This window comes from Humitalea sp. 24SJ18S-53 (genome assembly GCF_050632385.1).
Classification (GTDB): Bacteria; Pseudomonadota; Alphaproteobacteria; order Acetobacterales; family Acetobacteraceae; genus Humitalea.
In genome coordinates this window covers 2,747,136-2,759,994 of sequence record NZ_CP192599.1, presented here as the reverse complement: position 1 = coordinate 2,759,994, position 12,859 = coordinate 2,747,136, and the positions used below count along the sequence as shown (strand labels likewise).

Here is a 12,859-nt window from a genome sequence, read left to right as displayed (position 1 = left end):
TGTTGCTGTTATCGCCGCGCCGGGCCGGCCCGTCGAGGGTGCCCCGGCTTGCCTCGGGCGCGGCGCAGCCCCTATCACACGGGCTGCATGGGCCTGTAGCTCAATTGGTTAGAGCGGGCCGCTCATAACGGCTTGGTTGCGGGTTCAAGTCCTGCCGGGCCCATGCAGCACCCCAGCCACGACCGGGCCGCCCTTTCCCCCCATCGCCCGGGGCCTTAGAACCCGCAGCGAAATACACACACGCCCCCGCGCGACCGGAGCATCCCATGCCTGCCTGGCAATACATCTACGTCATGAAGGACCTGACCAAGAACTACCCGGGCGGGCGCGAGGTCTTCAAGGGCATCACCCTGTCCTTCCTGCCCGATGCCAAGATCGGCGTGCTCGGCCCCAACGGCGCCGGCAAGTCCACGCTGATGAAGATCATGGCCGGGCGCGACAAGGAATACGGCGGCGAGGCCTGGGTCGCCGAGGGCGCCCGCGTCGGTTACCTGGAGCAGGAGCCGCAACTCGACCCGACCAAGACGGTCGGCGAGAATGTCATGGACGCCTTTGTCGTGTTGAATGCGCAACTGAAGCGCTTCAACGAAATCTCCGAAGCTTTTGCCGAGGAGATGACCGAGGAGAAGATGAACGATCTGCTGGCCGAACAGGCCGAATTGCAGGACGCCATCGATTCCGCAGACGGATGGGAAATCGACCGCAAGGTGGAGGTGGCGCTGGACGCGCTGCGCTGCCCGCCGGCCGATAGTAAGATCGACACGCTGTCGGGCGGTGAAAAGCGCCGCGTCGCGCTGTGCAAGCTGCTGCTGGAAAAGCCCGACCTGCTGCTGCTGGACGAACCGACCAACCACCTGGACGCCGAAAGCGTGTCCTGGCTGGAAAAGACCCTGCGCGAATGGCAGGGCGCGGTGCTGGTCGTGACCCACGACCGTTACTTCCTGGACAACGTCACCAACTGGATCATGGAGGTCGATCGCGGCCGGGCCTTCCCGTACCAGGGCAATTACTCGAACTACCTCGACCAGAAGCGGAAGCGGTTGCAGCAGGAGGAGCGGGAAGAGAGCGCCCGCCAGCGCTCGCTGGCCGCCGAGCAGGAATGGATCGGGCGCACGCCCGCCGGCCGCATGGCCAAGAGCAAGGCGCGTATCTCCGCCTATGAAGACCTGCTGGCCAAGAGCCAGGAGAAGGGCACGGGCGAGGTGGATATCGTCATCCAGCCCGGCCCCCGCCTGGGCAATGTCGTCATCGTCGCCGAGGAGCTGCGCAAGGCCTATGGCAACCGGCTGCTGATCGACGATTTGTCGTTCAAGTTGCCGCCCGGTGGCATCGTCGGCGTGATCGGGCCGAACGGTGCGGGCAAGACCACCCTGTTCCGCATGATCACCGGCGGCGAAACCCCCGACGAGGGCAAGCTGATCGTCGGAGACAGCGTGAAGCTCGGCTATGTCGACCAGTCGCGCGACAGCCTGGACCCGGACAAATCCGTCTGGGCCGAGATCAGCGACAGCATGGACATGATCACGCTTGGCAAGCGGCAAGTCCCGTCGCGCGCCTATGTCGCCGCCTTCAACTTCAAGGGCACCGACCAGCAGAAGAAGGTCGGCGTGCTGTCGGGTGGTGAGCGCAACCGCGTGCACCTGGCCAAGATGCTGAAGCGGGAGAGCAATGTCCTGCTGCTGGACGAACCGACCAACGACCTGGACGTGGACACGCTGCGCGCGCTGGAAGAGGCGCTGATGGATTTCGCCGGCTGCGCCGTGATCATCAGCCACGATCGCTGGTTCCTCGACCGCTTGGCGACGCATATCCTGGCCTTCGAGGGCGACAGCCACGTCGAGTGGTTCGAGGGTAACTTCCAGGCCTACGAAGCGGATAAGCGACGTCGACTTGGCGTCGCCGCGGATCAGCCGCATCGGATCAAGTACCGGCCGCTCGCACGCTGAAAGAAAGCACGGGGACATGCAGATCCACACGGCGCGCGGCATCACCACCGCGCGCCTGTCGCTGCTGCCGCCCGGGCCGGAGCACCTGGACGATATTATCCGGCTGAAGGCCGACCCGCGCGTATTCGACGTGATGCTTCATGGCGTGCGCTCTCCTGAACGCGCGCGGGAAGAATTGCTGGACGACCAGGAATTCTGGACCGTCCGCGGCTACGGCATCTGGAGCGTGTTTTTGCGCGAGACCGGGGATTTTCTGGGGATCGCGGGGCTGATGGAACGCCCCGACGGGCGCGGCGTCGCGCTGCGCTTCGCGCTTTGGCCGGAATGCCGCGGCCGCGGCTATGCGCGGGAGGCGGCGGTGGCGGCGCTGGCCTTTGGCCATGCCGCTGGCCTGGCGCGCATCGTGGCGGTGGCGCGGGCGAGCAACCAGGCAAGCCGTGGCGTGCTGGAGGACATCGGCATGCGGTTGGCGGGTGAGCATGTGCACCAAGGGCATGCGATGCTGCTGTTTGAAAGCGTGGCGCCGTCAGGCAGGCCTGACCCGAGCCTCGATACCTAGTCCCGGCATTTTCTGGTGTGGATTTTTGCTGAAGCGCTCGGGCGCTTCAGCCCACGACGGCGGCTGCCGCCTGCCGGCGGCAGTCCTCGGCATCGGGGCGCGGCAGGCCCAGGTTCTCGCGCAGCGTGTTGCCGCGATACTCGGTCTGGAACAGGCCGCGACGCTGCAATTCGGGCACCACCAGGCGGGAGAAATCCTCGTAGGCGCCGGGCATATGCGTCGCTGCCAGCACGAAGCCGTCGCAGGCGCGGCCGACGAACCATTCCTCCATCTGGTCGGCGACCTGGCTTGGCGTGCCGATGAAGGCGTGGTGTTCCTTGATCGTGCCGCGCCCGGAGAAATGCACGAAATCCCCGACGCTGGGGTTGGTCTTGCCGCTGAGCTGGATCACGCGGTCGCGGAAGCCGTGCCATGACAGTGATGCCAATTCGTCATCCGTCATGGGTTCATCATAGGGTTTTTGGGCGAGGTCGTAGTTCAGCACTTCGGACAGCAGCGTGAGTCCGTCGATCGGCTTGGGCAGGCTGTCGAGCAGGCCCTTCTTGTCGGCCGCCATCTGCGCCGTTTCGCCGCAGACGACGTAGCAGGCGGGGGCGACCGTCACATGGTCGGGGTTGCGCCCGGCGGCGGCGACGGCGGCCTTCAGTTCGGCGTATTGCTTCTGGCCATTGGCCAGGGACGGGTAGACCACGAAGATCACCTCGCCCCAGCGGCCGGCGAAACTGCGGCCACGGCCGCTCTGCCCCGCCTGCAACAGGACCGGATGACCCTGCGGCGAACGCGGCACGGTGAAGGGGCCGCGCGATTTGAAGAACTCGCCCACGTGGTTCAGGCGGCGCACCTTGGCCGGATCGGCGAAGCGGCCGGAGATCTTGTCCACGCTCAGCGCGTCATCGTCCCAGGCGCCCCAATGGCCCATGACGACCTGCATGAATTCCTCGGCGCGATCGTAGCGCAGGTCATGTTCCAGGTGTTCGGTCTTGCCGAAGTTCAGCGCCTCCGAATTGTTCAGCGAGGTGACGATGTTCCAGGCCGAGCGGCCACGGGTCATCAGGTCGAGCGTCGCGAAGACGCGGGCGACGTGATAGGGTTCGTAATAGGTGGTGGAATAGGTCGCGCCGAGGCCGAGCTTCGTTGTCGCCAGCCCCATGGCGGTGACGATCGAGACCAGGTCGAGTTTTACCGCGCGGATGCCATGCGCGACCGTATTGGCGAAGTCGTCGGAATAGATGTCCGGCATCGCCAGCCGGTCGTCGAAGAAGGCCATGTGGAAGCGGCCTTCCTCCAGCACACGGCCGATGCGCTGGTAGTATTCCGGTGTCATGAAATCCGACGCCGAGGCGGGATGCCGCCAGGACGCCGGCAGGTTCGAACAGTTCTGCGCCTGGAGAAACGCGACCATCGCCATCTGGCGCGGGGCAGTGGACATGCAGGTCGGTCCTTTCAGAGTGGAATATCGACGTCCAGCAGCGGCGCATGCTGCTGGCAGCCGTAGACATCGCTGTCGCCGATCTCGCCCGATGGAAGCAGGCGCGGGAAGGTCGCCTTGAACGCCGAGGCGGCGTCATAGGGCGTGAAGATCACTGACTTAGCGCTGACATTGTAGAGCCGCGCGAAAAGATCGGCGCTCAGCACGCCGGTGTCCTTCACGCGGCGATAGAGCGCCGGATCGTCGAAGACGACATCGACCGTCAGTTCGAAGGGCCCGGCGTTCTTGCTTTTGCAGACGCGGGCGATGTCGCGGATCAGCGCCATCACAGCTCCTCATAGGTGATGGGGAAGAATTCGCGCGGATGATCGACCTCCGCGACGTGATACACGCTGAAGCGATAGACGGCACCGGCCTCGAGATCGGAGGGGGAGAAGGGGAAGGCCATATTGCCCTCACGGCAGAGCCGGCCGGGGAAGTCTGTGTGCAGCATGTTGGTGCGGGCGATGCCGAGCACGGCGGTCGCCACCTCCTGCGTACCCGCCACGACTTCGATGATGAAGCCGAGTTCGTGCGGCGTCGCATCGCGCTTCGGTTCGCGTTCGCCCATCACGCCATCCAGGCCGTATTTGCGGAAGGTGAGGATGTAGCGATCGGGCGTCGCCCCGAAGGCTTCGGCTTTTTCGCGCACGATGTCGCGCACCTCCGCGATGAAGGTGTCGATGCGGTCGATCAGCATCGGGTCGCGCGTGCCGCAGATGCAGAGCGCGCGGTGCCCGGCGAGTTCGACGCCTTCCAACTTCACCGTGTATTGCGATGCGGGGTTCCAGCGCATGCCGGAAATCCGCACCGACCTGTCGCTCAGCGCATCGAAGCGGCAGTCGGAGGTATCGAGCATCCCGCCAGGTTCGATGTGATGGATCGGGCTGCTGTTCTCATGCAGGCTGTGGTTGGCGATCGACAGCGGCGTGCAGCGGCGGATGGGGTTCATCGGCTCGCAATCCACATGATCCTCGCGCACCGTCACCATCAGGCAGTCGTGGCCCTTTGGGATTGATGGCGTTGCGCCGCATTCCAGCATTTTTCCCGCATACCAGGCGGGGGCGGGCGGCAGGCCGGCGCGGGTGCAGGCGGCGACCCAGGGTGCGGGGTCGCTGGCGCGGCCGGCCAGGACCACTTGGGCGCCATTGTCCAATGCCTCGATAAAGGGCTCTGGCCCCATCATGCCGACGATACGGGTCGCCTTGCGGATGGTTTCGGACGACAGCGGCGGCAGTCCGGCCAGCGGGTGGATGCGGCCGGCGGCGGCGCGGGCCAGAAGGTCGTCGCGCGCGGGTTCGGCTTCGATCAACGCCATGCGGAAATGCAGGCCTTCCTCGTGCGCGATCTCGCGCACGAGCTGGGCGGTCAGCGCCAGGTGCGGCGCGCCGCCGCTGCCGCCGCAGGTGCCGATGACCATGGGGATGCCCGCGCCGATCGCGGCGCGCAGCATCAGCCGCAGGTCGCGGCGGATCGCCATGACCGAGCAGAAGGGACGGCCGGCGCCGAGGTAGTAGGGTCCCGGATCAACACTGCCGCCATCGACGCCGATCATGTGCGGCGCACGCGCCATCCCCGCCGCCAGCGAGGCCTCGGGGAAGCCATAGCCCAGGATGGCGCTGGTCGAGAGCAGGCGGATTTCGGACTCTGACCTGGTCATGCGTGGGCTTCCGTGGCGGGTAGCAGGACCAGGTTGTCGGGATCGATGCCGAGCGTGACCTCGGCCCCGGGCGACAGATCCATCTGGGCGAAGGCGCGCAGCGAGGCGCCGGCGACATCGACGACATACTCGGTGAACGGGCCGAGATACTGCGCATCGGCGACCACGCCGGCGAGCATGTTTGCTTCCGGACCCGTTTCGCCACGGCGATAGAGGCGGATGTTTTCCGGCCGCACCGCGCCGATGGCGGTGGTGCCGGCTGCGACACCGTCACCGACCACCACGCGCGTGCCATCTTCGGACGACCAGCCACCGGCCTCACGACGCAGCGGGAAGAGGCCGACCTTGCCGACGAAATCAGCGACGAAGCGACTGTTGGGGCGGCGATACAGGTCGCGCGGCGTGCCCATCTGCACGATGCGCCCCTGTTCCATCACGATGACGCGGTCGGACATCGACAGCGCTTCCTCGCGGTCATGCGTGACATAGACGGCGGCGATGCCGAGGCGGCGTTGCAGGCGGTGGATTTCCCCGCGCATGCCCTCGCGCAACTTCGCGTCCAGGTTCGACAGCGGTTCGTCGAAGAGCAGCACGGAGGGCTTGCCGACGATGGCGCGCGCCAGTGCCACACGCTGCTGCTGCCCGCCCGAGAGTTGCGAGGGATGGCGCTCGGCCAGATGGCCGAGGCCCACGGTGGTCAAGGCCTCCATCACCTGCGCCGTGGCGGCGGCGGTGGGGACGCCGCGGACCGACAGGGGGAAGGCGACGTTCTGCTGCACGGTCATGTGCGGCCAGACGGCATAGGATTGGAATACCATGCCGATCTGGCGTTCATGCGCGGGGACGAGGAGGCCTTCCTCCGGCGCCGAGACCAGGCGCCCGCCGATGGAGATGCGGCCACCCGTCGCATCCTCCAGCCCCGCAATGCAGCGCAGGGTGGTCGTCTTGCCGCAGCCGGAGGGGCCGAGCAGCGAGACGAATTCGCCATCGGCGATGTCGAAGGAGACGCCGCCGATGGCGGTGACCGGGCCATAGCGCTTGTTGAGGCCGATGACGGAAATGCCCATGTGTGCCCCGGATCAGAAACGGCGACCGGCGGGCACGAGCCAGCCGATGATGAGGAGGATGGCGAAGATGATGAGCGTGGCTGCCACCGACAAAGCGCTGGCCTGGCCCCAGTTCGCCTGTTCGAAGAACGACCAGATCGAGATGGAGATGACCTTGGTATCCGCCGCGTAGAGCAGGATCGCCGCCGAGATTTCCCGGAAAAAGGCCATGAACAGCAGGAAGTAGGCGCCCTGCACCGATGGCGCGATCAGCGGCAGGATGATGCGGTGCGCGGCCTTCAGCCGGTTGGCGCCGCCGACCCAGGCGGCTTCCTCCAGGCTGCGATCGATCTGGACCATCTGCCCGCCGACGGTTTCGGTCGCATAGGGCAGGAAGCGGGTGACGAAGGCCACGATGATGACCGCGATGGTGCCGTAGAGCGGCAGTGGCAGGAAGGCATAGGCCCAGAGCAGGCCAAGCCCCAATACGATCCCTGGAACGCCAAAGGGCAGGACCACGGCAAAATCCAGCCAGGCATGGCCCTTCGGCCGCAAGCGCAACACGAAGTAGGAGCACAGCAACCCGAGCACGACGCCAATCGCGGCGCCGACCCCCGACACCAGGATGGTGTTCCACAGGCTGTCCCAGGTGGAAGTGCTTTCCCACATGAAGATGTAGTTGCGCCACGTGTACATGCCGGCCAGCGGATTGGCGGTGAACCAGCGCAGCAGCGAGGTATAGACGAGGATCACCATCGGCAGCAGCAGCGCCAGGGTGATGAAGCCGAAGCAGAACAGGTTCGCCGCCCAGCGCCAACGCCCGAGCGGGATCGGCGTGACCCGCCCTGCCTTGCCCGTCACGGTCGTCAGGCGCCCCGCGCGCGTGATGCGCCGCTGGGTCCAGATGGCGGCGCCGGTGATGGCGCTCAGCGTCAGCCCGATCGCTGCCGCCAGCCCGTAATCCACGGGGGAAAAGCGCACGAGCAGATAGAGCTGCGTCGCCAGCATCGTCACCTGGCCGGGAATGCCGATCAGCGCCGGTACCGCGAATTGCTCGATCGACAGCACGAAGACGAGGATGAAACTCGATGCGATGGAATAGCCGAGCAGCGGCAGCGTCACCTTGCGCATCACCGTCGCGGGGCGGGCGCCAGCGGCGCGGGCCGCTTCTTCATAGGTCGCATCCATGTGGATGATCGGCCCGCGCACCGTCAGGTAGACGAAGGGCACCTGGTGCAGCACGCTGACGAACACGATGCCGATGGCGGAATAGATATCGACGCGCAGCCAATCACCAAAGCCCAGCAGGTCGCCGAGGATCGCATTCACGATGCCGCCGGGCGATCCCATGATGATCCAGGCCATGGCGACGATGAAGGACGGGAAATAGAAGGCGAGGCCGATCAGCGTCGTCATCGTCTTCGGCCAGCGGAAGTCGGTCCGGTGCACCACAAGGGCCAGGGCGGTGCCGATGACGATGCACAGGGCGGCGGACAGGAAACCGATCCAGAGCGTCGTCCAGATCGAATTCAGCACCCCGTCGGACGCGAGGTTCACGTAGTTCCGAAGGGTCCATTCGCCGACAGCCTCACCCGGCGCACTGGTGCGGAAACTGCCGTAGAGCAGGGCAGAGATCGGCAGCAGCACCAGCGCCAACACGATAGCGAATGTCGCGAGGTAGAGACCCTGCAGGACGCGCTCGGACGCCGCGCGGCGGCGCGGCTTCGGCCGCGTCGCCGCCATCGTGGTGCCATCCATGATGATCAGCGGATCCCGAAGACGGTGCGCCAGTGGCTGATCATGCGGGACTGGCGTTCAGGAGTCAGGATGGACTCGCCATCCACCACCCTGGGCAGGGCCGAGGTCGCGGGGATCCTCGACAGCGGCGGCGCGCCGATCCGCGTCACCGGCAGGCCGCACAGGCGTTGCAGCGCAACCTGGCCGGGTGCCGTCATCAGCCAGTTGACCAGCACCTTCGCCGCGTTCGGGCTCGACGCCCTGGCGGCCGCGATGATGTAGCCGGAGGAGAGGGTGGTGCCGGAGGCCGGGTAGACATAGCCGATCGGTGCATCGTCATCGAGCATCGGGTTCAGCGGCAGGTCCGTCAGGTGCGCGACGCGCACATCGCCGCGGACCACGGCCTGGATGATGCCGCCCGAGCCTTCGAAGAAGCGGACCTGGTTGGCCTTCATCCGTTCCGCCGCATCGCGGATGCCGATGTCTTCCCAGTAGGCGACAATCTGCTGCACCGCGACAGATCGCCAGGGCGGGTTCATGCCGACGCGGCCCCGCCACTTGGGGTCCATCAGGTCTTCCCATTCCTTCGGCGCATCGGCGTCGCGGACGAGGCCCTTGTTCCAGATGATGCATTCGCGCGATTGCTGCAGCGCGAAGGCGGCGCCTGCCCGCACCACGGAAGGGTCGAAATGCGACAACTCCGGCGGCGTCCAGCGCTGCGCCCAGCCCTGGGCCAGGCCTTGGTCGAAGCGTTCGTCGGGAAATGTCAGCAGCACATCGGCGATGTTGCGGTTCGCGTTGAACTCGGTCTGGAAGCGTTCGATCAAGGGGCCGCTGCCCAGGCGGATGTATTCGGTGCGGATCCCGGGATTGGCCTCGCGGAACAACTGCAGCAACGGCTCGATGCCGTTCGGTTGCAGGTTGTTGTAGAAGATCAGCTTGCCTTCCCGCCGGGCCGCCGCGACGACGTCTGGCCAGTTGGCCGCCTGCTGGGCTTGGGCTGTGGCCGACAGGCTGAGCCCTGCGAGTCCCGCAGCCATGAGGCTGCGCCGTGTGTGGTGATCCATGGAACCTCCCTCCCATGATCGACGCGCCCCGTTCGGGTGTGCGCCGTCCGCTGGCCAGAAGACGACTGGTGCTGCGGACGAGTTCTGCATACAACGGTATCCATAAATGCGTCCAGTGGCTTGGACGGCGCGGGGGGAACAACATGCGGCAACGGCGCATTCCGGCTGTGTTCATGCGGGGCGGCACCTCCCGCGCGGTCATGTTCAAACGATCCGACCTGCCGGCCGACCGCGCGGAGTGGGATCCGATTTTCCTGGCCGCGCTGGGCTCACCCGACCCGAATGGCCGTCAGCTCGATGGCATGGGCGGTGGCGTGTCGTCACTGTCCAAGGTCTGCGTCATCGGCCCGCCTAGCCGGTCCGATGCTGATGTGGACTACACTTTTGCCCAGGTCTCGGTGCGGGAGGCTTTGGTCGACTACTCCGGCAGCTGCGGCAACATGTCCTCGGCGATCGGTCCCTTCGCGCTCGACGAGGGGATGGTGCCGGCCATCGATGGCGAGGTCGCGGTGCGCATCCACGACACCAATGCCGGCCGGATCATCGTCTCGCGCTTCGCCGCGGAGGGGGGGGAGGCGCTGGTCGATGGCAGCATGACACTGGATGGCGTCGGCGGCAGCGGCGCGCCGATCCGGCTGGAGTTCATGGACCCCGGCGGCGCCCGCACCGGCGCGCTGCTGCCCACCGGACGAGCGCGGGATTGGCTGGAAGGCGAGGCCTTTGGCCGCATCGAGGCGTCCATCGTCGATGCCGCCAGCCCCGGCGTCTTCATCCGCGCCGCCGATGTGGGGATGACAGGGGCGGAACTGCCGCAGGCGCTGGATGACGACATTGCTCTCCACGCACGGCTTGAAGCGATCCGCTGCGCCGCCGCCGTCGCCATGGGATTGGCGAAGGATCCCATCGCTGCCCGGCGCCGGCCCGCCATGCCGCGGATCGCGATGGTGGCGCCGCCCCGCGAGGCCACGCTGCTGTCCGGACGCATCCTCGGCACATCCGCGGTCGATCTGAACGTCCGCATGCTGTCGATGGGCCAGGCGCATCGCGCCGTGCCGGCGACGGGGGCGCTGTGCCTGGGCGTCGCCAGCCGGATCCCTGGCAGCCTTGTGGCCGAAGCGGCGGGGACTCCTGTGGGCAGCATCCGCATTGGCCATGCCTCCGGCGTCACCGTCGCCGATGCGGTCGTGGAGCCTGATGGCAACGGGTGGGTTTGCCGCCAGGCGGTGCTCTACCGCACGGCGCGACGGTTGTTCGAGGGCGCCGTTCTCGTGCGTGGCCGGTGAGCACGACCCAGGCCTTCGCCGAAACCTTGCTCGGCATGACCGCCGCCGGGCTGACCCCGGCGGCCGAGGCCGCTGCTGTCGATCTGCTGCGCGACGGTTTGGCGGTGGCCCACCTGGGCGCGCATGAACCGGCGCCGCGTCTGCTGACGGCGCTTGCCGCCGAGGCCGGCGGCGCCGCCGAGGCGACGGTGTTTGCCCAAGGCCGGCCGACCCGCCTGCCTGCCGCCGCCGCCGCCCGGGTGAATGGTGCGGCGATGCACGTGCTCGACTTCGAACCGATGTGGAACCCGGCGAACCACGCCCTGTCCACCAGCCTGCCGGCGTTGCTGGCGCTGTCGGAAAAACTGGCCCGCGCCGGCGGCCCCGCTCCCGATGGGGCCCGCATCCTGCTGGCCCTGGCGGTGGCGATCGAGGCGCAGGCGCGGCTCCGCCTGGCCTCGGGCCAGTTCGAGCCGGGGCTGCTGCTGTTCCACCCGCCGGGCATGGTCGGTGCCATCGGCAGTGCTGCGGGCTGCGGCATCCTGCTGCGGCTGGCGGCGCCCGCGCTGGCCCAGGCCATGGGCATCGCCGCGTCCCGCGCCGGCGGCCTGATCGGCAATGTCGGCAGCATGACCAAATGCCTGCACTGCGGCGATGCGGCGGCGGCGGGGCTGGAGGCGGCGCTGCTGGCGGGACGCGGATTCACCGCCGATGCCGATGCCATCGGCGGGCCGCGCGGCTGGGGCGCTGCGTTCAGCGGCGCGGGGTTTCGGCCCGAAGCGCTGACCGAACCGGCCGACTGGCACATCGCCCATCCTGGCCCGGCGTTCAAACTCTATCCCAGCCAATATGGCACGCATTTCGTGATCACGGCAGCGAAGTCGGCGCGTGAGGGGTGGGACGGCAGCACGCGGATCGTGGCCGTCGCCATTACCGCCCCGGCCATGGCCTATGTCGACCGGCCGCTGCCGGCGACTGGATTGGCTGGCAAGTTCAGCCTGCAATACACCGCCGCCGCGGCGCTGCTGGATGGGCATGTCGGCGTCGCTAGTTTTTCCGATGCGCGCCGCTTCGCGCCCGACATGGTGGCGCTGCTCGACAAGGTCACCGTCATCCCCGATCCGGGGCGGGAGGGACGGTTCGACCGCATGCGCGTCGATATCGCGGTGACATTGGCGGATGGGCGCGTGCTGCATGGGCTCTGCGATGGGCCGCCCGGCATCTGGGGGCGCCCGGTGGACCAGGCGGTGCTGCACGCCAAGTGGCGGGATTGCCTGGGTGAGGGGCTGGACGCGGCGGCGGCGGGGGTCGCCGGCTTCAGCGCCGCCCAGGTGCTGGCGTTGCTGGAGGCGATGGGGTGACCGCCGCCGCTTGCGTATTTGGGATACACATGTATACAAACTTTAGCATGATGTGGACTCCACCCCATTCCCGGGCCCGGCGATGAGCCACGACCGGGCCGCGACCGTGCAGCGGGGCAACTACGCCTCGGCCGGCGATTTCGCCTATGCCGCACTGCGCCGGGAGATCATGGAGGGACGGCTGACGCGCGGGCAGCGTCTGCGTGAGCAGGAATTGTCCTCCATGCTCCAGGTCAGCCGCACTCCGATCCGCGAGGCCCTGTCGCGGCTCCAGGCGGAGGGGCTGCTGGAGACACTGCCGCGCACCGGGCTGGCTGTCGCCGACCTCGATGATGCCGCCGTGGTTGAATTGTATGAAACGCGGGTGGCGCTGGAGGGCACAGCGGCGAACCTTGCGGCGCATTACGCCAATCCGCGCGATATCTCCCTTCTGCGCGCGCTTCTGGTCGATGAAGAAGCAGCACCCAATGATGCACCGACGCTGCAACTGCTGAACCGTGCCTTCCATGACGCCCTGTATGCCGCGGCGCATAACCGCTTCTTGCTGAAAAGCGTGGCGGCGCTGCACGACGCCGTGACCTTGCTGGGCCCGACCACGCTGGCCGACCCGGCACGGCGGGAACAGGCGCGGGCGGAGCATCGCCGGATCGTCGATGCGATTGAACGACGCGACCCTGTCGTGGCCGAGGCCGAAAGCCGCGCGCATGTGCGCAATGCCTTTCCATTACGCAAGGCCATGCGCGGACGCTGAAC

Annotated in this window: 11 protein-coding genes and 1 tRNA gene; 6 read left to right on the top strand and 6 right to left on the bottom strand. The window is 67.2% G+C overall.

Annotated features, from left to right (window positions below):
• Positions 1–89 precede the first annotated feature (89 nt).
• The 3 genes from ACQW02_RS13255 (at position 90) to ACQW02_RS13245 (ending at position 2,505) form a co-directional block, all read left to right on the top strand.
• Positions 90–163 (top strand) — tRNA-Ile (locus tag ACQW02_RS13255).
• 103 nt (positions 164–266) lie between these two features.
• Positions 267–1,946, top strand: a complete 1,680-nt coding sequence (gene ettA / locus ACQW02_RS13250) for an energy-dependent translational throttle protein EttA (protein WP_431285710.1) — start codon at positions 267–269, stop codon at positions 1,944–1,946.
• Between the two features lie 16 nt (positions 1,947–1,962).
• Positions 1,963–2,505: a GNAT family N-acetyltransferase gene (locus tag ACQW02_RS13245; protein WP_431285709.1), complete on the top strand. Its 543-nt coding sequence runs from the start codon at positions 1,963–1,965 to the stop codon at positions 2,503–2,505.
• Positions 2,506–2,551: 46 nt separating this feature from the next.
• Here ACQW02_RS13245 and ACQW02_RS13240 read toward each other — a convergent pair whose 3' ends face one another.
• From ACQW02_RS13240 to ACQW02_RS13215, 6 genes are read right to left on the bottom strand one after another with little or no spacing between them, the layout of a single operon-like run.
• A complete protein-coding gene (locus tag ACQW02_RS13240; RefSeq protein WP_431285708.1) occupies positions 2,552–3,934 on the bottom strand; it encodes an LLM class flavin-dependent oxidoreductase in 1,383 nt (460 codons plus the stop codon).
• Between the two features lie 14 nt (positions 3,935–3,948).
• Positions 3,949–4,260 (bottom strand): DUF4387 domain-containing protein, encoded by a 312-nt coding sequence (locus tag ACQW02_RS13235; RefSeq protein WP_431285707.1) that lies wholly within the window; start codon positions 4,258–4,260, stop codon positions 3,949–3,951.
• Complete coding sequence (locus ACQW02_RS13230; RefSeq protein ID WP_431285706.1) at positions 4,260–5,633, bottom strand: acyclic terpene utilization AtuA family protein; 1,374 nt, start codon at positions 5,631–5,633, stop codon at positions 4,260–4,262. The genes ACQW02_RS13235 and ACQW02_RS13230 overlap by 1 nt, the downstream gene beginning before the upstream one ends.
• Complete coding sequence (locus tag ACQW02_RS13225) at positions 5,630–6,700, bottom strand: ABC transporter ATP-binding protein (protein WP_431285705.1); 1,071 nt, start codon at positions 6,698–6,700, stop codon at positions 5,630–5,632. The genes ACQW02_RS13230 and ACQW02_RS13225 overlap by 4 nt, the downstream gene beginning before the upstream one ends.
• Before the next feature lie 12 nt (positions 6,701–6,712).
• Positions 6,713–8,437: an ABC transporter permease gene (locus tag ACQW02_RS13220; RefSeq protein WP_431285704.1), complete on the bottom strand. Its 1,725-nt coding sequence runs from the start codon at positions 8,435–8,437 to the stop codon at positions 6,713–6,715.
• A gap of 5 nt (positions 8,438–8,442) precedes the next feature.
• On the bottom strand, positions 8,443–9,483 hold the full coding sequence (locus ACQW02_RS13215; protein ID WP_431285703.1) for an ABC transporter substrate-binding protein: 1,041 nt from the start codon (positions 9,481–9,483) through the stop codon (positions 8,443–8,445).
• 143 nt (positions 9,484–9,626) lie between these two features.
• Between ACQW02_RS13215 and ACQW02_RS13210 the strand changes: the two genes are divergently transcribed.
• The 3 genes from ACQW02_RS13210 to ACQW02_RS13200 all read left to right on the top strand — a co-directional run bounded on the left by ACQW02_RS13210 (position 9,627) and on the right by ACQW02_RS13200 (position 12,857).
• Positions 9,627–10,766 (top strand): 2-methylaconitate cis-trans isomerase PrpF family protein, encoded by a 1,140-nt coding sequence (locus tag ACQW02_RS13210; protein ID WP_431285702.1) that lies wholly within the window; start codon positions 9,627–9,629, stop codon positions 10,764–10,766.
• Positions 10,763–12,106, top strand: coding sequence for an MmgE/PrpD family protein (locus tag ACQW02_RS13205; RefSeq protein WP_431285701.1), 1,344 nt, complete (start codon positions 10,763–10,765; stop codon positions 12,104–12,106). The genes ACQW02_RS13210 and ACQW02_RS13205 overlap by 4 nt, the downstream gene beginning before the upstream one ends.
• 82 nt (positions 12,107–12,188) lie before the next feature.
• Positions 12,189–12,857 (top strand): GntR family transcriptional regulator, encoded by a 669-nt coding sequence (locus tag ACQW02_RS13200; protein ID WP_431285700.1) that lies wholly within the window; start codon positions 12,189–12,191, stop codon positions 12,855–12,857.
• Positions 12,858–12,859: the final 2 nt, after the last annotated feature.

Excerpts from the sequence above, each read along its gene's own strand:
- ettA (WP_431285710.1), top strand. The coding sequence starts at position 267 with ATGCCTGCCTGGCAATACATCTACGTCATGAAGGACCTGACCAAGAAC.
- ACQW02_RS13245 (WP_431285709.1), top strand. The coding sequence starts at position 1,963 with ATGCAGATCCACACGGCGCGCGGCATCACCACCGCGCGCCTGTCGCTG.
- ACQW02_RS13240 (WP_431285708.1), bottom strand. The coding sequence starts at position 3,934 with ATGTCCACTGCCCCGCGCCAGATGGCGATGGTCGCGTTTCTCCAGGCG.
- ACQW02_RS13235 (WP_431285707.1), bottom strand. The coding sequence starts at position 4,260 with ATGGCGCTGATCCGCGACATCGCCCGCGTCTGCAAAAGCAAGAACGCC.
- ACQW02_RS13230 (WP_431285706.1), bottom strand. The coding sequence starts at position 5,633 with ATGACCAGGTCAGAGTCCGAAATCCGCCTGCTCTCGACCAGCGCCATC.
- ACQW02_RS13225 (WP_431285705.1), bottom strand. The coding sequence starts at position 6,700 with ATGGGCATTTCCGTCATCGGCCTCAACAAGCGCTATGGCCCGGTCACC.
- ACQW02_RS13220 (WP_431285704.1), bottom strand. The coding sequence starts at position 8,437 with ATGGATGGCACCACGATGGCGGCGACGCGGCCGAAGCCGCGCCGCCGC.
- ACQW02_RS13215 (WP_431285703.1), bottom strand. The coding sequence starts at position 9,483 with ATGGATCACCACACACGGCGCAGCCTCATGGCTGCGGGACTCGCAGGG.
- ACQW02_RS13210 (WP_431285702.1), top strand. The coding sequence starts at position 9,627 with ATGCGGCAACGGCGCATTCCGGCTGTGTTCATGCGGGGCGGCACCTCC.
- ACQW02_RS13200 (WP_431285700.1), top strand. The coding sequence starts at position 12,189 with ATGAGCCACGACCGGGCCGCGACCGTGCAGCGGGGCAACTACGCCTCG.